Consider the following 23353-nt stretch of genomic DNA (forward strand, 5'->3'; position numbering starts at 1 on the left):
CACCACCGGCACCCGCCAACCGATACACTGACCGCTGCTCACAGGTGGGGAATTCCGATAAGCACACCTGGGGATCTTCGATGAGCGCCGTCACCTCGATCAGTGACTGGTTTCTGGCCGCGACCATTCCGCTCGCGGTTCTGACCGTGCCTCCTGTGCTGCACTACTCCGGTTTGTGGCCAAACCCGGTGTTGTACCTCGTCCCCACGCAGGGACCACTGTTGTTGCTCGGGGCAGCATTCGATCAGGTGATCCTGACGCCGTGGCAGGCCGTCTACGCGGTGGCATACCCCGCGGTGTGCGTGGCTGGGTTGTGCTGGGCGGCGAAGGTGATGTTCGTCCGTTATGTCATCGCAAAGTCGGGAGGCATGTGAACGTGCTGTCAGATGCCGTGAATGCGAAGGCGTGGACCGCATTCGGCCGCAACGACATTCGCGGTACCTACCGCGATCCTCTGCTGGTCATGATCGTCGCCGCCCCGATCATCTGGACGACGGGCGTCGTGGTCCTCATTCCACGGTTCACCCAGATGCTCGCCGTCCGCTACCAGTTCGACCTGGTGCCGTATTACCCGTTGATCCTCACCGCATTCCTGCTGTTGACGAGCATCATCATCGTCGGCGGACTGGCTGCGTTTCTCGTCCTGGATGAGGTCGATGCCGGCACCTTCACCGTGCTGCGGGTGACGCCGGTGCCGCTGTCGACGTTGTTCGCCTATCGTGCGGCGACGGTGATGGCGGTGACGACCATCTATGTGATCGCGACCATGTCGTTCAGCGGGATCCTACGGCCTGGGTTGGTCCCGGCGCTGATACCCATCGGGCTGCTGGCCGGGCTGTCTGCGGTGGTGAGCATGTTGTTGATCCTGGCCATGGCGAACAACAAGATTCAGGGCCTTGCGGCGGTCCGCGCGCTGGGTATGCTCATCGCCGGCTTGCCCTGCCTGCCGTGGTTCATACAGTCAGGATGGAACCTCGCCTTTGGCCTGCTGCCGCCGTACTGGGCCGTCAAGGCGTTCTGGGTCGTCAGCGATCACGGCACGTGGTGGCCATACCTTCTCGGCGGCGTCGTCTACAACCTCGCCGTCGCCTGGCCGCTGTTCCGCCGCTTCATCGCCAAGAACACCTGAACCGTTCCGGGCACACCGGTGCGAGCGCTGGATTCACATGCCGAAGTGTGTGCGACGCACCGCCGCAACGGCCTCGGGTGGTCCGCTGACCTCGACCTGAGCTGCGGTCTGGCGCCCAAAGACGTAGAGGAGGAGTTCGCCCGGCGGACCGCTGAGTCGAGCCGTCGGCTCGCCTGGTCGAACCGTCACTCGCTGGTCGGTCCCGGCCCACTCAATGTCGAGCCCGGAAGCGCGGAGTCGCCGACTTAGGTAGTGGCCGCCGCGGCGAACGTTTTGCCACAAGGCAGCATCCATTGCAGGCGTGAGGCTGCGGGGTCCATGCCTATTCGCTCTGCGAACGTCCTCGTGGTGAACGAAGAACTCGTTGAGATTCGGGAAGGAGCGGACCCATCCAATTCGGAAGAACCCGATGGGCGGGCCGGACCGAATCCGCGCGACGAGCCACGCGAAGTCCTTGCTCTCGGCCAATCTGACCCTGCGTTGTTCGGCGAACCGTTGGAAGGGAGCAGGTAGGACGAGGCAGGGGCCAGCAACGACATCGCGTTCTCGCAACACGATGTGGGCGGCGAGATCGTGAGCGGTCCAGTCCTCGAGCAGTGTGGGAACCGAAGGGCCGAGCTCGTCGAGGAGATCGCACAGCTCAAGGCGCTCATGTGTGTCGAGCGGAACATCGGCCATGCCGCCGGAGTCTACGGGCGCCTGCGGTGGCAGCTTGGGCGACCGTCGGCAGCAATGTGAGTGACGGAGGTCAAGCGCGGCGGCGAGACACACGGTGTTGCGGCCGTAGAACTCGGCGCGAGTTTCCGCGGGCCCGGATCAGCCTGAACGCCAACACAATTCCGTGTGTCGGGACTCACGCGCCTGATGACCTTGGTCCGGTGCCGCAGGATCGCGAAGGTCGATTCTGTGGGGTTTGTGGTGCGCAGGTGGATCCAAGGTCGTCGGGCTGCCGAGCAGCTGGCCGATGAGCGTGCAGAGAGCCCAGCCGAACAGCGCGGTCATCACTTGGATTTCCTTCCAAGCCACCCCAGGTTGGGCTTGGATCGCGTACGTCGCGTCGCCGTCACTAGGATCAGGCGGTGCCCGTCCGTCCGCGTTTACTCAGCCGCGGGACCTGGCCGGAGGCCAATCGACTCGCGGAGATCCTGCGCCGCGAAACCGTCGGTGGCGTGCTGCTGCTGATCGCCGCCGCGGCAGCGCTGGTGTGGGCGAACTCCCCGTGGTCGCACGTCTACCGCGACGTGTCGGAGTTCGCCTTCGGCCCTGAGGCTTTGCACTTGAAGCTGACCGTCTCGTCGTGGGCCGCGGACGGACTTCTGGCGATCTTCTTCTTCGTCGTGGGACTGGAACTCAAGCGCGAGTTCGTCGCGGGCGACCTGCGCGACCCCGCCCGTGCCGCGCTACCGATCGCCGCGGCCCTCGGCGGAATGGTCGTGCCCGCCGCGATCTACCTCGGCATCAACCTGATCGCGGGACACCCCGAGAACCTCGACGGCTGGGCCGTGCCGATCGCCACGGACATCGCGTTCGCGCTGGCCGTGCTTGCGGTGCTGTCGACCCACCTGCCGACCGCGCTGCGCACGTTCCTGCTGGCCCTCGCCGTTGTCGACGATCTGATCGCGATCACCGTCATCGCGATCTTCTACACCGACCACCTGTCGCTGGGGCCGCTGGCGCTTGCGCTGATTCCCGGCGGTCTCTTCGCGCTGGCCGTGCAACGCGGCGTGCGGCGGTGGTGGGTGCTCGTCCCGCTGGCGGTGGCCACGTGGGCACTGGTGCACGCCAGCGGGGTGCACGCGACGGTCGCAGGCGTCCTGCTGGGCTTCGCGGTGCCGGTGCTCGGCAGGCATGCCGTCGCCGAACACTTCGAGCATCGGCTGCGGCCGCTGTCGGCCGGAGTGGCGGTGCCCGTGTTCGCGTTCTTCGCCGCCGGGGTGACGGTCGGGGGATTTCACGGTCTCGGGGAATCGCTGCTGCATCCGGTGACCGTCGGCGTCGTCGCCGCCCTGGTGCTCGGCAAGCCGCTCGGCGTGTTCACCACGACGTTCCTGCTGGCCCGATTCACCGGTGCGTCACTCGATGACGACCTGGCCTGGCGCGACGTGCTCGGCGTTGCTCTGTTGGCCGGAATCGGTTTCACCGTGTCCTTGCTAATCGGCGAGTTGGCTTTCGGTTACGGAACGCTAACGGGTGCCGATGCGAAGATCGGGGTGCTGACCGGATCCGTGGCCGCCGGCGCGCTGGCCGCGGTGGTCTTGGTCAGCCGTAACGCCGTTTATCGCCGCATAAATGCCCTCGAGACGGTCGACGACGACCACGACGGTGTGCCCGACATCTATCGGCCTTGACAGGACTACGTCGTGTACGCGTGGGTAAACTGACCTGATGCTCGAACAGATCCGCGGCCCCGCTGATCTGCAGCACCTATCGCAGTCGCAGCTCAGCGATCTGGCTGTGGAGATCCGCGACTTCCTGATCCACAAGGTCGCTGCAACAGGTGGGCACCTCGGCCCCAATCTCGGTGTCGTGGAGTTGACGCTTGCGCTGCACCGGGTGTTCGACTCGCCGTATGACCCGATCGTGTTCGACACGGGTCATCAGTCCTACGTGCACAAGATGCTGACGGGCCGCTGCGCGGAGTTCGACAACCTGCGCATGAAGGGTGGCCTCTCGGGCTATCCGTCGCGCGCCGAGAGCGAGCACGATTGGGTGGAGTCCAGCCACGCCAGCTCCGCGCTGTCCTACGCCGACGGGCTGTCCAAGGCCTTCGAGCTCAACGGGCACCGCAACCGCCACGTGGTCGCGGTCGTCGGTGACGGCGCGCTGACCGGCGGCATGTGCTGGGAAGCGCTGAACAACATCGCCGCCTCGGGGCGGCCGGTGGTGATCGTGGTCAACGACAACGGCCGCAGTTACGCCCCGACCATCGGCGGGTTCGCCGATCACCTCGCGGGCCTGCGTCTGCAGCCCGGCTACGAGAAGCTGCTGGAGAAGGGCCGCGACACCGTCCGTGGAGTGCCGCTGATCGGCGAGCTCTGCTACCAGTGCATGCACAGCGTCAAGGCCGGCATCAAGGACGCGATCTCGCCGCAGGTGATGTTCACCGATCTCGGCTTGAAGTACGTCGGCCCCATCGACGGCCACGACGAGCACGCCGTCGAGGTCGCGCTGCGCAACGCCCGTGGCTTCAACGCGCCCGTCATCGTGCACGTCGCAACCCGCAAGGGCATGGGCTACGGGCCCGCCGAGTCCGACGAAGCCGACCAGATGCATTCCACCGGCATCATCGACCCATATACCGGGCTCGCGACGTCGGTGGCTGCACCCGGTTGGACCTCGGTGTTCGCCGACGAGCTGATCAAGCGTGCGGCCAAGCGCCGCGACATCGTCGCGATCACCGCGGCGATGCCCGGTCCCACCGGTTTGACTGCGTTCCGTCAGTGCTACCCCGATCGCTTCTTCGACGTCGGCATCGCCGAGCAGCACGCCATGACCTCGGCCGCCGGGCTGGCGATGGGCGGCATGCATCCGGTGGTGGCGATCTACTCGACGTTCCTCAACCGCGCGTTCGACCAGATCATGATGGACGTCGCGCTGCACCGACTGCCCGTCACGATGGTGCTCGACCGTGCCGGTGTCACCGGGCCCGACGGCGCCAGCCACAACGGTGTCTGGGATCTGTCGATCCTCGGCATCGTGCCCGGTATGCGCGTGGCCGCTCCGCGCGACGCCACCCGGCTGCGCGAGGAACTCGGCGAAGCATTGGCCGTGAGCACCGGCCCGACTGCGCTCAGGTTCCCGAAGGGCGATGTGGGCACCGACATCCCGGCCGTCGAACGCCGCGACGGTGTCGACGTGCTCGCGGTGCCCGCCAACGGACTGTCGGCCGACGTGCTGCTGGTGGCGGTCGGACCGTTCGCCTCGATGGCCTTGTCGGCGGCCGAGCGGCTGCAGAAGCAGGGCATCGGCGTGACCGTGGTCGATCCGCGATGGGTGTTGCCCGTTCCCGAGGTGATCGCCGAGCTCGCGACGGCGCACAAGCTCGTCGTCACCGTCGAGGACAACGGCGTGCACGGCGGCGTCGGGTCGGCGGTGTCGGGAGCGTTGCGTCACGCCGAGATCGACGTGCCCTGCCGCGACGTCGGCGTGCCCCAGCAATTCCTGGACCACGCCTCACGCCGGGAGATCCTCGCCGAGATCGGCCTGACCGACCAGCACGTCGCCCGCCAGATCACCGGCTGGGTGGCTGCGCTGGGCAGCTCGGACGCCGAAACCGTCGGCAACCGGATCGACTAAGACCGGCGAGGGCCTCGGCTTGTTTCGGAGGCTGGTTGCTTCGGCGCCGACGCCACCATCGACTAAGCGGTCAGTTCGCGACGAATGTCGAATGCTTTCTCAAAGTCCTTTCGTTCGAGCGTTTCTGCGTCTCTTGGTGCCTGTTGAGGGTGCTGCGGTCTCCACCCCCAGCCAGGGTTGCCGCTGTTCGCGTTCGCGTCTGGCCGCCTCGGTCGCGAGGATGAGGTGTGCCCGGTCGATGAGTTCGTCCCGGGTCATGCCGAACTCGGCCAGCACCTCGTCAGCGGGCGGCCCACCGTAGGGCGCCCAGCTGCGCATGAAGGCGAGAATCTGGCGATCGAACCGGTCCATCGCTCAAGAGCCGCCCTTCTTCTTGTTGTAGATGTCGAAGCCGACGGCGGCGAGCAGGACCAGGCCCTTGATGACTTGCTGTACGTCGCTGCCGATGCCGATGAGTGACATCCCGTTGTTCAGCACGCCAAGGACGAAGCCGCCGATGACCGCGCCGAACACCGTCCCGACGCCTCCGGTGGCCGACGCGCCGCCGATGAACGCCGCGGCGATGGCCTCCAGCTCCATCCCGATCCCGGCTTGCGGCGTCGCGGAGTTGAGCCGGGCGGCGAAGAGCAGGCCGGCCAGAGCAGACAGCAGACCCATGTTGACGAACACCAGGAAGGTGACGCGCTTGGTCTTCACCCCGGACAGCAGTGCCGCCGCACCGTTGCCGCCGACCGCGTAGACCTGCCGGCCGAAGACCGTGCTTCGCATGACGAAGGCGTAGATGACGAACATCACCGCCAGGATGATGCCGACGACGGGCACGCCGCGGTAGCTCGCGAGCAGCATTGTGAAGGCGGCGAGTGCGGCGACGATGCCGACGTTCTTGGCGAGGAACCAACCGGGTGCGGAGACCTCGAAGCCGTAGCGGGACTGCGCCCTTCGCTGCCGGACCTGCTGCAGCACGGCCACGACCATGACGAACACGCCGAGGATGACGGTGGGCCAGTGGTAGAGGCTGTTGGCACCCATCTCGGGCAGGAATCCGCTGCTGACCTGTTGGAAGCTGCGGGGGAACGGCGCGATGGACTGGCCCTCGAGCAGGTACTGCGTCGCGCCGCGGAACACCAGCATCCCCGCGAGGGTCACGATGAACGACGGAATGCCCACGTAGGCGATCCAGAAGCCTTGCCACGCACCGATTGCCGCACCCATCAGCAGGCAGACCACGACCGCGACCGGCCACGGCATGTGATTGTGGATCATCAGCACTGCGGACATCGCTCCGATGAAGCCCGCGATCGAGCCAACGGATAGATCGATGTGACCGGAGATGATGACGATCACCATCCCGATCGCCAGGATCAGGATGTAGCCGTTCTGCTGCACGATGTTGGTGACGTTCAGCGGCTTGAGCAGAATCCCGCTCGTCCAGATCTGGAAGAGGATCACGATCACCGCGAGCGCGGCGACCATGCCGTACTGCCGGAAGTTGCCCTGTAGAGCCGTCTTCAGCCACCCACCGGGGGAGCGGGGCGGCGGCGCCGGGGCTGGGGCACTCGACGCGGTGTTCACCGTCGGAGTGGTGGTCATCTAGCTGCGTCCCTTCATCATGTACCGCATCAATGTCTCCTGCTTGGCGTCCGCCCGGGCCACTTCACCGGTGAGACGACCCTCGTTGAGGGTGTAGATGCGGTCGCACAAACCGATCAGTTCGGGAAGTTCAGACGAGATCACGATCACCGCCTTGCCCTCTGCGGCAAGGGCATTGATGATCGTGTAGATCTCGTACTTGGCCCCGACGTCGATCCCGCGGGTCGGTTCGTCAAGGATCAGCACGTCCGGGTCGGCGAAGATCCACTTGCTCAGCACCACCTTCTGCTGATTGCCACCCGACAGGTTGCCCGCGATCGCCTTCACCGACGGCGCCTTGATGCGCATGTCCTTGCGGAAGCGCTCGGCGACCACCGTCTCCTCGTGTTCGTTGATGACCGACGCCCTGCTCACCTTCGGCAGCGACGCCAGCGTCACGCTGCGTGCGATGTCGTCCATCAGGTTGAGCCCGTAGTGCTTGCGATCCTCGGTGGCGTAGGCGATCCGGTGGCCGATCGCCTCGGACACCGTGCGGGTCCGAATTTCCTTGCCGTCCTTGAAGACCGATCCGGTCGCCCGCTTTCCGTAGCTCCGCCCGAACACGCTCATCGCAAGCTCGGTGCGCCCGGCTCCCATCAATCCGGCGAGCCCGACGACCTCCCCGCGCCGCACGTTGATGGACACGCCGTCGACCACCTTGCGCTGCTGGTCGAGCGGATGGAAGACGGTCCAGTCCTCGATGGCGAAGGCGACGTCGCCGATGGGGTGGGACGTGCGGTCGGGAAACCGGTCCGCCATGTCGCGACCCACCATGCCGCGGATGATGTGTTCCTCGGTGAGCGCACCGTCGACGGCCAGTGTCTCGATGGTCCTGCCGTCGCGCAGGATCGTGATGGTGTCCGCGACCCGCATCACCTCGTTGAGCTTGTGCGAGATGATGATGCAGGTGAGGCCCTGTGCCCTGAGTTCGACGATGAGGTCGAGGAGATGCCTGCTGTCTTGGTCGTTGAGCGCCGCGGTCGGCTCGTCGAGGATCAGCAGCTTCACCTTCTTGGACAGTGCCTTGGCAATCTCGACGAGCTGCTGCTTCCCGACGCCGATGTCGGAGATCCGAGTGCGGGGGCTCTCGCGCAGGCCCACCCGGTCGAGGAGCTGTTGAGCGTGCTTCATCGTCTCGTGCCAGCTGATCACTCCGCCCGAGGCGTGTTCATTGCCGAGGAAGATGTTCTCGGCAATGGACAACACGGGAACCAGCGCGAGCTCCTGGTGGATGATGCCGATACCGCGTCGCTCGCTGGTCCGGATGTCCTTGAAATCGCCTGGCCCGCCATCGAAGACGATGTCGCCCTCGTAGCTGCCGTGCGGATAGATGCCGCTGAGCACCTTCATCAGCGTGGACTTCCCTGCGCCGTTCTCGCCGCAGATCGCGTGGATCTCGCCTTGGCGTACCGCGAGGTTGACCTCGCGCAGCGCCGTGACGGCACCGAATCTCTTGGTGATGTCCCGCATTTCGAGAATCGGCGCCGCCACTGCGTCCGTCATGCGAGTTGTGCCGCGGTGTAGTAGCCGGAGCCGACCAGGACCTGGTCGTAGTTGCCCTTGTCGACGCTGACGGGATCGAGCAGGAACGCCGGGACCACCTTCACGCCGTTGTCGTAGGTCTTGGAGTCGTTGACCTCGGGCTTGCCGCCGGTGAGCAGCGAATCCGCCATCTGCACTGCGGCTTTCGCGAGCTCGCGGGTGTCCTTGAACACGGTCTGCGTCTGCTCGCCTGCGATGATCGACTTCACCGATGCGAGTTCCGCGTCCTGTCCGGTCACGATCGGCAGCGGGTTGGTCGGCGTGCCGTAGCCCGCGCTCTTCAACGCCGAGATGATGCCGAGCGACATGCCGTCATAGGGGGACAGGACCGCATCCACCCGACCACTGGTGTAGGCCTTGCTCAGCAGGTTGTCCATCCGGGACTGCGCCAGGCCGCCATCCCAGCGCAGCGTCGCCACCTGGTCGAACGAGGTCTGGCCGCTCTTGACGACGAGCTTGCCGCTGTCGATGTAGGGCTTAAAGATGCTCATCGCGCCGTTGAAGAAGAACGTCGCGTTGTTGTCGTCGGGCGACCCGGCGAAGAGCTCGATGTTGAAGGGGCCCTTGCCCTGCGCGAGACCGAGCTTGTCGGTGATGTACGTCGCCTGCAGGACGCCGACCTTGAAGTTGTCGAACGTTGCGTAGTAGTTGACGTTTTCGGTGCCGCGGATCAGTCGGTCATAGCTGACCACGGGGATCTTCGCGTCCGCCGCGCGTTGCAGGATGTCGGTCAGCGACGAGCTGTCGATGGGTGCGACGACCAACACCTTGACGCCCTTGGTGATCATGTTCTCGATCTGCGACACCTGGTTCTGCACCACGTCGTCGCCGTACTGCAGGTCGGTGTCGTAGCCGAGCTTCTTGAACTGCTCGGACATGTTGTTTCCGTCGGCGACCCAACGCTCCGACGACTTCGTCGGCATCGCGATGCCCACCGTGCCGGTGCGTTCACCTCCGGTGCCGCCTTGACTGGCCTCGGGCGCCGTCGAGCGACCACAGCCGGCGCTCGTCAATGCAGCTGCGATGGCGAGTGCGCCCATCGCTCGAATGAAGCCTTTGCGCATGAAATCCTCCGGTTGATTTGCCTCCGAGCGCGGTCTCGCGGCTCGGACCGTGCGTGATGTTAGCGCTAACAATCGTCGATGATGTGACGCGGCTCACGCGTTTGTCAAGGGCTCCTGCACCCTGAATATGAGCGCTCACACCAGTTGACATTCCGAAAATGTGAGCGTTAACATTCGATCGTGTAACGCGGATCACACCGGACCAAGACATCGAAGGAGCTGTCGTGAAAAGGGTTCTAACTGCGGTAATCGGGCTCGCCACGGTCAGCGTGCTGGCCGCGTGCGGAAGCGGGCAAGCGCCAGCCGGCGGCGGGTCCGACGGTGGCAAGCTGACCATGGGGTTCTCCCAGGTGGGCGCCGAGAGCGGCTGGCGAACGGCCAACACCAAATCCATTCAGGACGCGGCTGCGGCCGCTGGCGTGGACCTGAAGTTCTCCGACGCCAACGGGGAGCAGGAGAACCAGATCTCCGCGATCCGCTCGTTCGTGCAGCAGCGTGTCGGCGTGATCGCCTTCAGCCCGGTGGTGCGCACCGGATGGGACGCCGTGCTGCTCGAGGCCAAGAACGCAGGCATCCCGGTCATCCTCACCGACCGCGCTGTCGACACCCAGGAGAAGGACGTCTTCAAGACGTTCCTCGGCGCGGACTTCGTCCAGGAGGGCCAATGGGCCGGCGAGTGGGTGGTCAAGCAGTACGCATCAGCCCCCGGGCCGGTCAACATCGTCCAACTCGAAGGAACCACTGGGGCCGATCCCGCCCTTGAGCGCAGTTCCGGGTTCGCCAAGGCCATCGCCGCGAACCCCAACCTCAGGGTGATCGCCTCGCAGAGCGGCGATTTCACCCGCTCGGGTGGCAAGCAGGTGATGGAGGCATTCCTGAAGGCCAACCCGAAGATCGACATGGTGTTCGCGCAGAACGACGACATGGGGCTCGGCGCCATCGAAGCCATCGAGGCGGCCGGGCTCAAGCCGGGGCAGGACATCAAGATCGTCGCGGTCGATGCGACGCACGACGGCATGCAGGCCCTCGCCGACGGCAAGTTCAACTTCCTCGTCGAGTGCAACCCGCTTCTCGGCCCGCAGCTGATGGACATCGCCAAGAAGGTGGCCGCCGGTGAGTCGGTGCCGACCCGCATCGTCACCCCCGATCAGACCTTCGATCAGCAGCAGGCAGCGGCAGTGCTTCCCGACCGCAAGTACTGACGCACAAAGACCGTCGATGCCGCCCGGGCGCCGGAAACCCCCTCCCCCCAAAGGTGACCGGACCCCTAATCCCCGGGCGGCATCGACTACTACCGAAGGATCCTCCGATGACGACACCGCTAGTGGGGCCTTCCGACGCCCCGGTGGTCCGCATGCAGGACGTCACCATCGACTTTCCTGGTGTGAAGGCGCTCGACTGCGTTGACTTCCGGTTGCTGCCAGGCGAAGTCCACGCGTTGATGGGGGAGAACGGCGCCGGTAAATCGACGTTGATCAAGGCGCTGACCGGGGTCTACGACATCGATTCGGGCAGCATTACGGTCGATGGCGCCGAGCAGCGGTTCAGCGGCCCGAGGCAGGCGCAAGACGCCGGCATCAGCACCGTGTACCAAGAGGTCAATCTCTGCCCCAATCTGACTGTGGCAGAAAACATTCTGCTTGGCCGCGAGCCCCGCCGCCTCGGGCGGATCGACTACCGGGCGATGAACCGTCGTGCCGAGGAACTACTGGGTCAGCTCGACCTGACCATCGACCCCGGCTCGACCCTCGGCGACCACCCGATCGCCATCCAACAGCTCGTCGCCATCGCCCGGGCAACGGCGATCTCCGCGCGGGTGCTGATCCTCGACGAACCGACTTCCAGCCTCGACGCCGACGAGGTCGCCGAACTGTTCCGGGTGATGCGCCGCCTCCGCGACGGGGGCACGGCCATCCTGTTCGTGTCGCACTTCCTCGACCAGGTCTATGAGATCTCCGATCGGATGACGGTGTTGCGCAACGGCTGTCTGGTCGGTGAGTACCCAACGGCCACGCTGGACAAGGTCAGGCTGATCGCCGCGATGCTGGGCCACGAGCTCGAGCTGCTCGAGGAGATCGCGGACACCGTCGCCAAGAGTGGCCCCCACGCCGGGGAGCCCGTGCTCAGCGCCAAGGGCATCGGCCGAGCACCCGGGGTGCATCCCACCGACCTCGAGGTGCACCGCGGGGAGGTGGTGGGACTAGCGGGGCTGCTCGGTTCTGGCCGAACTGAACTGGCGCGACTGCTCTTTGGCGCCGACCGCGCGACCAGCGGTCAGATGTCGGTCAACGGTAAGCCGGCCGCGATCCGATCGCCGCGCGCCGCCATCGCGAAGGGGTTCGCCTTCTGCTCCGAAGATCGCAAGGCCGAAGGCATGATCGGCGAGCTGAGCGTGCGTGACAACCTGGTGCTGGCCCTGCAGGCCCGCCGTGGGTTCGCGCGCCCGTTGTCGAAGAAGACCAAGGACGACCTGGTGTGCCGTTACATGGAGGCGCTCGACGTCCGGCCCCGCGACCCTGGGGCGTTGGTGAAGAACCTCAGCGGCGGCAACCAGCAGAAGGTGCTGCTGGCGCGCTGGCTCATCACCGAGCCGCAGCTGCTCATCCTCGACGAACCCACCAGGGGGATCGACGTCGGCGCAAAGGCGCAAATTCAGAAGCTCGTCGCCGACCTGGCCGCCGACGGGATGGGGGTGGTCTTCATCTCCGCAGAACTCGACGAGGTCTCCCGAATCAGCGACCGGATCGTCGTGCTGCGCGACGGGCACTGCGTCGCAGTGGTCGGGACGGCCTGCACCGTAAAGGAACTGACGTCACTCATCGCCGGAGGGACGCAGCCATGATGAAGAGAATCGGCGCATCGCCACTGCTCTGGCCGGTCCTGGCGCTGGTCGCGTTGCTCGCCGTGAACGTCGTTCTGACGCCGACGTTTCTGAGCATCCGGGTGCAGGACGGCCACCTCTTCGGCAGCCTGATCGACATCCTGCGCAACGGCGCTCCCACGATGCTGGTGGCCCTCGGCATGACACTGGTCATCGCCTCACGGGGCATCGACCTGTCCGTCGGCGCCGTCGTCGCCGTCAGTGGTGCGCTCGCGTGTGCCCACATCGCCGCTTCCGCCGAACCGGCAAGCCCAGCCACGGTGCTCACCGCGATGGGGATCGCCATGGCTGCCGCCGTCGTACTGGGGCTGTGGAACGGAATGTTGGTCTCCGTGTTCGGAGTTCAGCCCATCATCGCCACCCTGGTTCTGATGACGGCGGGCCGCGGCATCGCGCTGTTCATCACCGACGGCCAGATCGTCACGACCACCAGCGCACCGTTCAAGATTCTTGGCGCTGGTTTCGCCTTCGGCCTTCCGGTGGCGATCCTGGTGAGCCTGGCGGTGTTCGCGCTGGTGGGTCTGCTGACCCGACGCACGGCGTTGGGCATGCTGCTGGAATCGGTCGGCATCAACCCGGAAGCAAGCCGCCTGGCCGGAGTGCGATACCGCACCATCGTCTTCGCCGTGTACGTCTTCTGCGCGCTGTGCGCCGGAATCGCGGGCTTGATGATCGCGTCGAACATATCGGCGGCCGACGCCAACAACGCCGGGCTGTGGATCGAGATGGACGCCATCCTGGCGGTGGTGATCGGCGGTACCTCGCTGCTGGGCGGACGATTCAGCCTGACCGGAACCATCCTCGGCGCGCTGATCATCCAGACCCTGACCACCACGGTGTACACCGCGGGGATCACCCCAGAGACCACCCTGGTGTTCAAGGCGTTGGTGGTGATTGCGGTGTGTCTGCTGCAGGCGCCCAAGTTCCGCGCGTTGCTCTCACGCAAACGGCGGCCACCGACGCCAGCCGCGCCAGCTGCGAACGCCCCCGTGCAGTCCCTCTCGGTACCCGTTCCGCCGACCTCCGCAATGGCGACGAAATGAGCACCAGGACCGCGACCCGGCCCCGAATCGACGTCGCCGAACTCGCCAGGCGCGTGCGAGGCCGCTACCTGTCACCACTCGCCTCGCTGGCGCTGTTCGTGGTGATGTTCACGGTGGTGGTCGTCCGCTACGACTTCGCCAGTCCGACCCAAGTCTTCCTGAACCTGTTGGTGGACAACGCCTATCTGATCGTCCTCGCCGTCGGGATGACGTTCGTCATCCTCACCGGCGGCATCGACCTCAGCGTCGGATCCGTCGTCGCGCTGTCCACCGTCATCGTCGCCACCACCCTTCGGGCCGGCTGGCCCATGCCGCTGGCCGTCCTCACCGTGCTGGTGGTTGGCCCGCTGCTCGGTCTGCTGATGGGCCTGGTCATCGAATACTTCGACGTGCAGCCGTTCATCGTGACCCTCGCCGGAATGTTCCTGGCCCGCGGGATGTGCTATGTCATCAGCGTCGACACCCTGCCGATCAAGGATCCGCTGCTGCGCCAACTCGGGCTGAACTACGTGTACCTGTACGAGGACAAGTTCATTCGGTGGACCGTCGTCATCGCCCTCGTGGTGGTCGTGATAGCCGTCTACGTGTTGCATCTGACCCGGTTCGGAAGGACGGTGTACGCCGTCGGCGGCAACCGGCAGTCGGCACAGCTGATGGGGCTCAACGCGTCAAGAGCCCGGGTGTCGGTGTACGCGATCAGCGGGCTCTGCGCGTCACTGGCCGGATTGCTCCTCGCGGTGCAGAAGCTTTCCGGATACAGCCTCAACGGCATCGGTCTTGAGCTCGACGCCATCGCCGCCGCGGTGATCGGGGGCGTACTGCTGTCCGGCGGGGTGGGTTTCGTCCTCGGATCGGTGATCGGTGTGCTGGTACTCGGCACTATCCAGACGTTCGTCACGGCGGCGAACCTCGACTCGTACTGGACCCGGATCATGACTGGCGTCCTGCTGTTGGTGTTCGTCTTGGTTCAGCGAGTATTGGTGAGGAAGCCCGGATGAGCGAGAACGCAGCCCAGCCCATGGCGCAGAAACCGGTGATGGCCGACGTGGCGAAGCTCGCCGGCGTGAGCCACCAAACGGTATCGCGGGTGATCAACGGCGCGTTGAGTATTCGGCCCGAGACGAAGGCGCGGGTCGAGCAGGCCATCGAAGCACTCGGGTACCGGCCCAACACCGCGGCGCGTGCGCTGGTCACGAGACGTTCTGGAATCATCGGGATCGTCGGCACCAACAGCGGGCTGCACGGGCCGTCGAGCATTCAGCGCTCCGTGCAGGAGGCCGCCCGCGCGGCGGGCTACTTCTCCAGCCTGGTGCCCCTTGCCGTGGTCACCCGCGAGGAACTCGCCAGCGCCCTGGATCATCTCGAGCGTCAGTCGGTCGAGGCGATCGTGATGATCGCGGCCCAGGAGGATGCCCTCGCCGTCGTGCACTCCGCAAATGCCGGGTCGCCGTTGATCGTGGTCGAAGGCGATCTGTCGGGTCGCGGGCTCAGTGTCGGCGTCGACCAGATCGATGGGGCGCGCCAAGCCACCCAACACCTCATCGACCTCGGGCACCGCGCCATCCACCACATCTCGGGCCCCCTGAACTACACCGAGGCCAAGGGTCGTCGCACCGGCTACGAGGAAACCATGCGAGCAGCCGGGCTCACTCCCTTGGAGAACTGGGAGGGTGACTGGACACCCGCCCGCGGCTACGAGCTTGGTCTCGAGCTGGCCCGAAAGGGCGATGCGACAGCGGTATTCGTGGCCAACGACCAGATGGCCATCGGGGTGTTGCACGCGCTCGCCGAAGCCGGACTGCGGGTGCCGGACGACATCAGCATCGTCGGGTTCGACGACATCCCCGAAGCCGGCTATCTCAATCCGGCGCTGACCACCGTTCGGCAGGACTTTCAAGCCATCGGTCGACGTGCGATCGATCTGGTGATGGCCACTCTGGACGGTTCGACAACCAACGTGCCGCTTCTTCCCGCCGAACTGATCATCCGCGACAGCACCGCACAGCTTCAGGAGACGCCATGACCGGCGAAAGATACACCGTTGGCGTCGATTTCGGCACATTGTCGGGACGCGCACTGGTGGTGCGGGTCGACGACGGACACGAGCTGGCCAGCGCCGAACACGTGTACGAGCACGGGGTCCTCACCGAAGTCCTGCCGGTCGGCGGCATCCGGTTGCCCCACCAATGGGCATTGCAGGTGCCCTCCGACTACGTCGACGTGCTGCGCACGGCCGTGCCGCAGGCGGTGGCGAAGGCAGGCATCGATCCGGCCGACGTGATCGGCATCGGCACCGACTTCACCGCTTGCACCATGGTGCCGGTGCGCAGTGACGGGACCCCGCTGTGCGAACTCGAACAGTTCGCCGGGCGGCCGCACGCCTACGCCAAGCTGTGGCGGCACCATTCGCCGCAACCCCAGGCCGACCGCATCAACGCCGTTGCCGCCCAACGCGGAGAGTCGTGGCTCGCCCGCTACGGCGGTTTGATCTCCAGCGAATGGGAGTTCGCGAAGGCGCTGGAGATCCTGCAGGAGGACCCGCGGGTATACCAGGCGATCGATCGCTGGGTCGAGGCTGCCGACTGGATCGTGTGGCAACTGTCGGGTACCTACGTCCGCAACGCGTGCACCGCGGGCTACAAGGGCATCCGCCAGGACGGCCAGTACCCGTCGCGGGAGTTCCTCGCCGCGGTGCACCCGGACTTCGCCGACTTCGTCAGCGAAAAACTGGACCATCCGCTGGGTCAACTCGGCGACCGCGCTGGATCGCTGACCGCGCAGGCCGCTGAATGGACCGGGCTCCCAGAGGGAATCGCCGTCGCCGTCGGCAACGTCGATGCCCACGTCACCGTGGCCGCGGCCGACGCCTTGGAGTCGGGACAGTTGGTCGCGATCATGGGAACGTCGACCTGCCATGTGATGAATTCCGATGTGCTACGCGAAGTTCCAGGAATGTGCGGAGTGGTGGACGGTGGCATCCTCGGCGGCAGCTGGGGATATGAAGCCGGACAATCCGGCGTGGGCGACATCTTCGCCTGGTTCGTCGACAACTCCGTCCCGGAGAGCTACCACGTCGAGGCCCGTCAGAGGGGCGTGTCGTTGCACGAGTACCTCACCGAGCTTGCAGGCAGCCAACAGGTCGGCGAGCACGGTCTGCTCGCCCTGGACTGGCACAGCGGGAACCGTTCCGTGCTCGTAGATCACGAACTCTCCGGTGTCATGGTCGGGCAGACGTTGGAGACGACCTGCGTCGACCAGTACCGGGCGCTTCTGGAGGCCACGGCGTTCGGTACCCGGATGATCGTGGAGACATTCGTCAACAGCGGGGTTCCCGTCACCGAGCTGGTGGTGGCAGGCGGACTGCTGAAGAACCACCTGCTGATGCAGATCTATGCCGACGCCGTCGGCCTGCCGCTCTCGACCGTGCCCTCGACACAAGCGCCTGCGCTCGGTGCCGCGATCCACGCCGCCACTGCCGCGGGCGCGTTCAGTGACGTCCGCGCCGCCGCCAAGCAAATCGGCAGGCGAACCCGGCACGCCTACAGCCCGATTCCCGAGAACGTCGCCGCCTACGACCGGCTCTATCGCGAGTACGTCGAGCTGTACGACTGGTTCGGCCGCGGAAACAACATGATGCGCCGACTCCGCAACATCGGGTCACGCGAACCGCTAGGAGCGTTGCAGTGACGATCACTTCGGAGACCGACAAGGTCATCGCCAGGTTGCGGCAGGAGGTCTGTGACCTCCATGCGCAGCTGACCCACTACCAACTGGTCATCTGGACGGCAGGCAACGTCTCCGCCCGGGTGCCCGATCGCGACCTGATGGTGATCAAACCGTCAGGGGCACAGTATGATTCGTTGACCGCAGATGACATGGTGGTGTGCGACCTGTACGGCAACCTCGTCGAGGGTGACCTCGCTCCGTCGTCGGACACCGCGGCGCACGCCTACGTGTACCGGCACATGCCCGAGGTTGGTGGCGTCGTGCACACCCACTCCACCTACGCCACCGCGTGGGCGGCGCGTGGCGAGCCGATACCCTGCGTGCTCACCATGGCGGCCGACGAGTTCGGCGGCGACGTCCCCGTCGGGCCGTTCGCCCTCATCGGCGACGATTCCATCGGTCGCGGCATCGTCGAAACGTTGCGGGGCAGCCGATCTCCCGCGGTGCTGATGCGCAACCACGGACCGTTCACCATCGGCCCCACCGCGCACGCCGCGGTCAAGGCGGCGGTGATGGTCGAGGACGTGGCTCGCACCGTCCACATCAGCCGTCAACTCGGCGTGGCGCCGCCCATCGACCCGTCCGACGTCGCCGCGCTCTTCGACCGCTACCAGAACGTGTACGGCCAAGCCGGCCAACACTCCAACGCGTGTGAGGAGAATCAACGATGATCGCGTCCCGACTCGTCACCAGCCAGGTGTGGCTGATCACGGGTAGCCAGTCCATGTACGGGCAGGAGATCCTCGACCAGGTGGCTGATCAGTCCCGCCAGATCGCCGCGCAACTCGATGGCAGCACCGAAATCCCCGTCGAGGTGCGCTGGCTGCCCGTCGTCACCTGCTCCGACGAGATCGCGCGAGTGCTGGCCGAGGCGAACGCCCGACCCGACTGCATCGGTGTGATCGCCTGGATGCACACGTTTTCGCCCGCCAAGATGTGGATCCGCGGACTGAAGTCGCTGCGCAAGCCGCTACTGCATTTTCACACCCAGTTCGCGGTCGAATTGCCCTGGCACAGCATCGACATGGACTTCATGAACCTCAACCAGGCCGCCCACGGTGACCGCGAGTTCGGCTACATCCAGTCCCGCCTGTCGACATCCCGCAAGACCGTCGCCGGTCACGTCAGTGACCCACACACCCGCAGCCGAATCGGATCGTGGGTGCGTGCGGCGCTGGGCCATGCCGAGATGTCGACGCTGAAGGTCGCGCGATTCGGTGACAACATGCGCGGCGTCGCCGTCACCGAGGGCGACAAGGTGGAGGCCGAAGCACACTTCGGGGTGTCGGTCGATACCTATGGCGTCAACGATCTGGTGGACCTAGTGCAACGGATGCAGCCCGCCGAGGTGGACAAACTGGTCCGCGAGTACGAACACACCTACCAGATCGCCGCCGAATTGCTGCCCGGCGGCGACCGGCACGCCTCGCTGCGCCACGGTGCCCAGATCGAACTCGGCCTACGGAAGTTTTTGCAGGACGGTGGCTTCCACGCGTTCACCACGAACTTCGAGGACCTCGGCGGATTGCGTCAACTCCCGGGACTGGCCGTGCAGCGGTTGATGGCCGACGGCTACGGCTTCGGTGGCGAAGGTGACTGGAAGACCGCGCTGATGCTGCGCGCCGTGAAGGTGATGGCCGACGGACTCCCCGGTGGCACCTCGTTCATGGAGGACTACACCTACGACCTGACCGCGGGCAGGGAGCGCATCCTCGGGGCGCACATGCTCGAGGTCTGCCCGAGCATCGCCGCCGGCATCCCGACGCTGGAAGTGCATCCGCTGTCGATCGGCCGCCGTGAAGACCCGGTGCGGCTTCGCTTCACCGCGGCGCCCGCCGACGCGGTCATCATCGGCATTTGCGACATGGGTTCACGATTCCGCTTGGTGGCCAATGAAGTTCGGGTAGTGGAACCGACCGCCGAGTTGCCGAACCTTCCCGTCGCGTGCGCGGTATGGGAGCCGCTGCCGTCCTGGTCCACCTCGGTCGAAGCGTGGTTGATGGCCGGAGCGCCCCACCACACGGTGTTGACCACGGCGATCGGAACGGAGACCATCGACGACTTCGCCGCGATGACCGACACCGAACTGCTCATCATCGACGCCGAGACCACGCTGCGCGGCTTCCAGCACGAGCTGAAGTGGAACGACGTGTATCACCATGTCGCCGTGGGGCTTTGAGAGCGACTCGATGATCGCTGCCCGTCTGCACGCCGTCGGCGACTTGCGCGTCGCCGACGAACCGAACCCGGGTGAGCCGCCGCCGGGTTGGTCTCGCCTCGCCGTGACGTCGGTGGGGATCTGCGGTTCGGACCTGCATTGGTTCACCGACGGCGGCATCGGCGAGAACCGGATCGAGCGCCCCGTCGTGCCGGGGCACGAGTTCGCGGCCGTCGCGTTGACCGGCCCGTATGCGGGCCGACGCGTCGCCGTCGACCCGGCCATCGCCTGCCAGTCCTGCGAGCTGTGCCGGGCCGGGTATCACAACCTGTGTCCGACAGTGCGATTCGCCGGTCACGGCACATTGGATGGGGCGCTGCAGGAGCAGCTCCTCTGGCCGGACCACCTGCTGTTCCCGCTCCCGGACCGACTCAGCGACGACGCAGGCGCGCTGCTCGAGCCGCTCGGCGTCGCGATCCATGCGGTCGGACTCGGTCACGTGCGTTCTGGGTCCGACGTGCTGGTGGTGGGCGCCGGACCCATCGGCGTGCTTGCTTGCCAGGTGGCCCGTCGGCACGGCGCATCGCGAGTTTTCGTCGTCGAACCCCTCGAACATCGCAGGACCACGGCCCTGCGCATCGGCGCTGATGCGGCGTTCACGCCCGAAGGCGGTGGCCCCGCCGTAATGGACGCGACGGGTGGCCGCGGTGTCGACGTCGTCATCGAGGTGGCGGGAACCGACTCCGCCATCCGGATCGCGGTCGCGGCCATCAGGCCCGGTGGTCGCATCGCGCTCGGCGGGATTCCGTCGGAGGACGCGTCGTCGTTTCCGGCGGCCGTCGCTCGCCGCAAGGGGTTGACGTTTGCGATGGTGCGGCGGATGAACGACACGTACTCGCGGGCTATCGCGATGGCCGTCGATGGTGTCGATCTCGATCAGCTCGTCACCGAACGACACCCACTCGTGGAGGTGGCGAGTGCGTTCAATGCGGCGGCACAACGCCATGGGGACAAAGTCATGGTGACTGTGTCGGTCAGTTGACCCATTTCGATCAGACCACCACCACGCCAGACGGAGAATCTCGCGGGTCTGGCCGGAGCGTCCCGCCGAGTGGGCCGCTCTGCTTCCGGTACAGCCGACGCCTAGGCTGCTCGACATGGATGCCGAACTCGAACGTTGGAAGGCCGCAGGCCAGTACTTCGACTACCTGGGCTTCGACATCTTCTACCGCGTCGACGGCAGGCCATTCGGCGAAGCGCCCGTTCTGCTGCTGATTCACGGATATCCGTTCAACTCGTTCGATTGGGCGCTGATCTGGCCGACCCTGGTCGAGCGGTTCACGGTCATCGCCCCCGACATGATCGGGATGGGCTTCTCGGACAAACCGGTCGCCTATGAGTACACGGTGCACGACCACGCCGACATGCACGAGGCGCTGCTGCACCATTTGAACGTCGACTCCTGCCACGTGCTGGCCCACGATCTCGGCGACTCCGTCGGCCAGGAGCTGCTGGCGCGCTACGAGGAAGGCGACCACGCCTACGGTGCCCTGGCGATCGAATCGATCACCTGGCTGAACGGCGGCATGTTCAACGAGACGTACACACCCCGACTGCTGCAGAAGCTGCTGTCGCGAACACCGTTGGGCGACATCACCAGCCGGTTCCAGGGCACTCCGGTGGCGCGCCGCATCATGGACCGCACGCTCGACGTGATGTTCGGGCCGAACACCAAGCCGTCGCCGCGCATGCTCGAACAGTTCCACCAGATCCTGAACTACAACGACGGAGCGCGGGTGACCCACAAGACCGGCAGGTTCGTCACCGACCGGTACGCCCACCGCAATCGCTGGGTGCGGGCGATGCGGGAGACCCTGGTCCCGATGCGGCTGATCGACGGGCCCATCGACCCCAACTCGGGCAAGCACATGGCCGACCGCTATCGGGAGGTCATTCCCAACCCGGACATCGTGATGCTCGCCGGCGACATCGCGCACTGGCCGCAGATCGAGGCGCCGGAAGCTGTGTTGGAACACTTCTTGGCCCACGTCGACCGCGTCATCGGACAGCCGGAGCGCGTCTAAGAGGTGACCCGTTATGGGACGTGCAGCGCCATGTCTCTCCCTCCTCGGGCTATGAGGTCGCGAAACCCCTGTGGGCCGGTCGGATACCGAAATGGTCATTTCTGGCCGAGCGAGCTCGCGTGAGTGTCTGGGTGCGAGCCGAGGGCGCCGAAGTACTCGTGCACGGTCGCGAAGTCGATTGTGTCGTCACGGTAGCCGATGTACTTGTCGGGTCGGATCACATAGAGACTCGAGCGGCGCACGCCGTACCGGTTGTGCGCGTCGCTCTGAATGTCGGCGAACACGCCTTCCGTCGGGGCTGTTGGCAGGAAGCATCGGGTGATCAGATGGACCTGTCCGTGGCCAGCCATGACGTCCTCGGCTTGGCGCTGCCAACCGGCGAGGGTGTTCGGGTTGGATTCGTCTGCAGCGAAGAGCAGTAGGTGGTGGCCGGTTCCTCGGTAGATGTGTCGCAACGCCACCGGCCCCGACCGCGTCTCGAGGTAGGCGTCGGGCGCGACCTTGCCGGCCCCGGGTCCGGTGTTGCTCGCGTCGCTCCACGGCGCGGTGTCCGCGTTGAACCAGTCTTCGCGAACGAGTCTGCTGTCGCTGTAGTCGACCAGATGCTCGCCAATGGCGTTGGAGAACTTCCGCTGGAGACTGTCGAACTGGCTGAAGAACCGCAAGGCATGCCGGCGTGCGCGCCGGGCAACCAGCGCGGTGCCTGTGGCAACGCGAGTAGCCGTCGTGGTCGCATTGATCACGGCCACCGCGACGGGACGGCGCTCGGCCTCATAGCTGTCGAGCAGTGCAGGATCGCAGCCGTCGGCGGTTACGAGACCCAGTTTCCAGCCGAGGTTGTAGGCGTCCTGCATACCGGTGTTCATGCCTTGTCCGCCGATGGGGCTGTGGCTGTGGGCAGCGTCGCCGGCCAGTAACACTCGGCCCTGGCGAAACTGTGCGGCCAACCCCTCTCCGGCGACGAACGACGAACTCCACTGCAGATCCCGCAGGTGCGGGTCCAAGGGGGTTCTTTCGGCGACGGCGTCGGCAAAATCGGTCAGCTGCGGGGCGCGGGGCGGGCTGTCATCGGGTGTGCTGACGAGCGCGCGCCAGTAACCGCCAGGCATCGGGAAGACCGCCACCAACCCGCGCTTGGCGAACCACACGTGGAAGCGGTCGCGGGCCGTGCTCCAGTCCGCTACGAAATCGCCCAAGATGAACCCTCGGCGGAGATCGTCTGTCTCCCAACCGATGCCGGCCGTTTTCCGTACCGTGCTGCGAGTGCCGTCGCAGCCGACCAGCCATTCGGTTTCGAATGTTTCGGTGCGGCCGTGGCGATCGACGATCTGCGCCGTGACGCCTGACTCGTCCGACTGAAAGCCCGCCAAGCGGGTATTCCACTCAATCGTGACGCCGAGTTCTGCGACCTTCTCGCGCAACAGCCCGGTTGTCTGCCACTGGGCAATGCACAGGTCCATCGGGAAGGGGGAGTCGACTGCAGTGACGTCGAGCTCGGCCAACAGAGTCGTGCCGTGATAGAAGTTCAGTGCACGCAGCGGGACTCCTTGCTCGATCGCCTTGGCCGCGATCCCGAGATCGTCGAGGATTTCCAGGGATCTGGCCGCGACCGCGACCGCGCGGCTTTCCTTTCCCTCGCTTGGGCCGGCGTCGATGACCCGGGGCATGACACCGCGTCTGGCCAGTTCGGCGGCCAGCACCAGCCCGGTCGGTCCAGCCCCGACGATGAGAACAGATGGGTTCATGGTTCATGTCCGTCCAATAGAACGAATGATCGTTCTTTTTACTAGAGCATCGGATA

Annotated in this window: 19 protein-coding genes and 1 pseudogene; 14 read left to right on the forward strand and 6 right to left on the reverse strand. The window is 65.7% G+C overall.

The genetic code is table 11. The annotated features are described in order from the left end of the window. Window positions 1-95: 95 nt before the first annotated feature. Window positions 96-374 (forward strand): annotated as a pseudogene (locus HNP02_RS41635) (fluoroquinolone transporter permease); the annotation flags it as partial. A gap of 2 nt (window positions 375-376) precedes the next feature. Beyond that, window positions 377-1129, forward strand: coding sequence for an ABC transporter permease (locus HNP02_RS41640; RefSeq protein WP_375373775.1), 753 nt, complete (start codon window positions 377-379; stop codon window positions 1127-1129). 33 nt (window positions 1130-1162) lie between these two features. Here the strand turns inward: HNP02_RS41640 and HNP02_RS41645 are convergent, their stop codons facing one another. Next, the gene (locus HNP02_RS41645) at window positions 1163-1807 is read right to left on the reverse strand and encodes a TIGR03085 family metal-binding protein (RefSeq protein ID WP_184446667.1); all 645 of its coding nucleotides are present in this window, start codon (window positions 1805-1807) and stop codon (window positions 1163-1165) included. Window positions 1808-2208: 401 nt separating this feature from the next. On the opposite strand from HNP02_RS41645, the gene nhaA reads away from it, so the two are divergent. Beyond that, window positions 2209-3477, forward strand: a complete 1269-nt coding sequence (gene nhaA / locus HNP02_RS41650) for a Na+/H+ antiporter NhaA (protein WP_184446668.1) — start codon at window positions 2209-2211, stop codon at window positions 3475-3477. 37 nt (window positions 3478-3514) lie between these two features. Then, on the forward strand, window positions 3515-5425 hold the full coding sequence (gene dxs / locus HNP02_RS41655; RefSeq protein WP_184446669.1) for a 1-deoxy-D-xylulose-5-phosphate synthase: 1911 nt from the start codon (window positions 3515-3517) through the stop codon (window positions 5423-5425). A gap of 99 nt (window positions 5426-5524) precedes the next feature. On the opposite strand, the gene HNP02_RS41660 is transcribed toward dxs, so the two are convergent. The 4 genes from HNP02_RS41660 to chvE are packed head-to-tail and all read right to left on the reverse strand — an operon-like array spanning window position 5525 to window position 9660. After that, window positions 5525-5776, reverse strand: a complete 252-nt coding sequence (locus HNP02_RS41660) for a hypothetical protein (protein ID WP_184446670.1) — start codon at window positions 5774-5776, stop codon at window positions 5525-5527. Window positions 5777-5779: 3 nt separating this feature from the next. Continuing rightward, on the reverse strand, window positions 5780-7015 hold the full coding sequence (gene mmsB, locus HNP02_RS41665; protein WP_184446671.1) for a multiple monosaccharide ABC transporter permease: 1236 nt from the start codon (window positions 7013-7015) through the stop codon (window positions 5780-5782). Then, window positions 7016-8557 (reverse strand): multiple monosaccharide ABC transporter ATP-binding protein, encoded by a 1542-nt coding sequence (gene mmsA, locus HNP02_RS41670; RefSeq protein WP_184446672.1) that lies wholly within the window; start codon window positions 8555-8557, stop codon window positions 7016-7018. Then, the gene (gene chvE, locus HNP02_RS41675) at window positions 8554-9660 is read right to left on the reverse strand and encodes a multiple monosaccharide ABC transporter substrate-binding protein (RefSeq protein WP_184446673.1); all 1107 of its coding nucleotides are present in this window, start codon (window positions 9658-9660) and stop codon (window positions 8554-8556) included. Before chvE ends, mmsA begins: the two co-directional genes overlap by 4 nt. 224 nt (window positions 9661-9884) lie before the next feature. On the opposite strand from chvE, the gene HNP02_RS41680 reads away from it, so the two are divergent. From HNP02_RS41680 to HNP02_RS41725, 10 genes are all read left to right on the forward strand, one after another. Continuing rightward, entirely contained in the window at window positions 9885-10862 is a 978-nt protein-coding gene (locus tag HNP02_RS41680) for an ABC transporter substrate-binding protein (protein ID WP_184446674.1), read from the forward strand. 107 nt (window positions 10863-10969) lie between these two features. Continuing rightward, window positions 10970-12502, forward strand: coding sequence for a sugar ABC transporter ATP-binding protein (locus HNP02_RS41685; RefSeq protein ID WP_255507537.1), 1533 nt, complete (start codon window positions 10970-10972; stop codon window positions 12500-12502). Next, window positions 12499-13584, forward strand: coding sequence for an ABC transporter permease (locus tag HNP02_RS41690; RefSeq protein WP_184446675.1), 1086 nt, complete (start codon window positions 12499-12501; stop codon window positions 13582-13584). The genes HNP02_RS41685 and HNP02_RS41690 overlap by 4 nt, the downstream gene beginning before the upstream one ends. Further along, window positions 13581-14582, forward strand: coding sequence for a galactofuranose ABC transporter, permease protein YjfF (gene yjfF, locus HNP02_RS41695; RefSeq protein WP_184446676.1), 1002 nt, complete (start codon window positions 13581-13583; stop codon window positions 14580-14582). Before HNP02_RS41690 ends, yjfF begins: the two co-directional genes overlap by 4 nt. Next, window positions 14579-15607 (forward strand): LacI family DNA-binding transcriptional regulator, encoded by a 1029-nt coding sequence (locus tag HNP02_RS41700; RefSeq protein WP_255507538.1) that lies wholly within the window; start codon window positions 14579-14581, stop codon window positions 15605-15607. The genes yjfF and HNP02_RS41700 overlap by 4 nt, the downstream gene beginning before the upstream one ends. Then, window positions 15604-17271 carry a ribulokinase gene (araB, locus tag HNP02_RS41705; protein WP_184446677.1) on the forward strand — a complete coding sequence of 556 codons (1668 nt, stop codon included), beginning with the start codon at window positions 15604-15606 and terminating at the stop codon, window positions 17269-17271. Before HNP02_RS41700 ends, araB begins: the two co-directional genes overlap by 4 nt. Then, entirely contained in the window at window positions 17268-17981 is a 714-nt protein-coding gene (locus HNP02_RS41710) for an L-ribulose-5-phosphate 4-epimerase (RefSeq protein WP_184446678.1), read from the forward strand. The genes araB and HNP02_RS41710 overlap by 4 nt, the downstream gene beginning before the upstream one ends. After that, window positions 17978-19489, forward strand: a complete 1512-nt coding sequence (araA, locus tag HNP02_RS41715) for an L-arabinose isomerase (protein WP_184446679.1) — start codon at window positions 17978-17980, stop codon at window positions 19487-19489. The genes HNP02_RS41710 and araA overlap by 4 nt, the downstream gene beginning before the upstream one ends. Window positions 19490-19499: 10 nt before the next feature. Then, the gene (locus HNP02_RS41720; RefSeq protein WP_184446680.1) at window positions 19500-20510 is read left to right on the forward strand and encodes a zinc-binding dehydrogenase; all 1011 of its coding nucleotides are present in this window, start codon (window positions 19500-19502) and stop codon (window positions 20508-20510) included. Window positions 20511-20625: 115 nt separating this feature from the next. Then, window positions 20626-21552, forward strand: coding sequence for an alpha/beta fold hydrolase (locus HNP02_RS41725; RefSeq protein WP_184446681.1), 927 nt, complete (start codon window positions 20626-20628; stop codon window positions 21550-21552). 95 nt (window positions 21553-21647) lie between these two features. Here the strand turns inward: HNP02_RS41725 and HNP02_RS41730 are convergent, their stop codons facing one another. After that, window positions 21648-23297: an FAD-dependent monooxygenase gene (locus HNP02_RS41730; RefSeq protein ID WP_184446682.1), complete on the reverse strand. Its 1650-nt coding sequence runs from the start codon at window positions 23295-23297 to the stop codon at window positions 21648-21650. Window positions 23298-23353: the final 56 nt, after the last annotated feature.

Source organism: Mycobacterium sp. AZCC_0083 (genome assembly GCF_014202335.1).
GTDB lineage: Bacteria > Actinomycetota > Actinomycetes > Mycobacteriales > Mycobacteriaceae > Mycobacterium.

Bases quoted from the DNA above. Each gene is read 5' to 3' on its own strand.
- dxs (WP_184446669.1), top strand. From the start codon at position 3,515: ATGCTCGAACAGATCCGCGGCCCCGCTGATCTGCAGCACCTATCGCAG.
- HNP02_RS41660 (WP_184446670.1), bottom strand. From the start codon at position 5,776: ATGGACCGGTTCGATCGCCAGATTCTCGCCTTCATGCGCAGCTGGGCG.
- HNP02_RS41730 (WP_184446682.1), bottom strand. From the start codon at position 23,297: ATGAACCCATCTGTTCTCATCGTCGGGGCTGGACCGACCGGGCTGGTG.
- HNP02_RS41725 (WP_184446681.1), top strand. From the start codon at position 20,626: ATGGATGCCGAACTCGAACGTTGGAAGGCCGCAGGCCAGTACTTCGAC.
- HNP02_RS41645 (WP_184446667.1), bottom strand. From the start codon at position 1,807: ATGGCCGATGTTCCGCTCGACACACATGAGCGCCTTGAGCTGTGCGAT.
- yjfF (WP_184446676.1), top strand. From the start codon at position 13,581: ATGAGCACCAGGACCGCGACCCGGCCCCGAATCGACGTCGCCGAACTC.
- araB (WP_184446677.1), top strand. From the start codon at position 15,604: ATGACCGGCGAAAGATACACCGTTGGCGTCGATTTCGGCACATTGTCG.
- araA (WP_184446679.1), top strand. From the start codon at position 17,978: ATGATCGCGTCCCGACTCGTCACCAGCCAGGTGTGGCTGATCACGGGT.
- HNP02_RS41685 (WP_255507537.1), top strand. From the start codon at position 10,970: ATGACGACACCGCTAGTGGGGCCTTCCGACGCCCCGGTGGTCCGCATG.
- HNP02_RS41690 (WP_184446675.1), top strand. From the start codon at position 12,499: ATGATGAAGAGAATCGGCGCATCGCCACTGCTCTGGCCGGTCCTGGCG.
- HNP02_RS41720 (WP_184446680.1), top strand. From the start codon at position 19,500: ATGATCGCTGCCCGTCTGCACGCCGTCGGCGACTTGCGCGTCGCCGAC.
- mmsB (WP_184446671.1), bottom strand. From the start codon at position 7,015: ATGACCACCACTCCGACGGTGAACACCGCGTCGAGTGCCCCAGCCCCG.
- HNP02_RS41700 (WP_255507538.1), top strand. From the start codon at position 14,579: ATGAGCGAGAACGCAGCCCAGCCCATGGCGCAGAAACCGGTGATGGCC.
- chvE (WP_184446673.1), bottom strand. From the start codon at position 9,660: ATGCGCAAAGGCTTCATTCGAGCGATGGGCGCACTCGCCATCGCAGCT.
- mmsA (WP_184446672.1), bottom strand. From the start codon at position 8,557: ATGACGGACGCAGTGGCGGCGCCGATTCTCGAAATGCGGGACATCACC.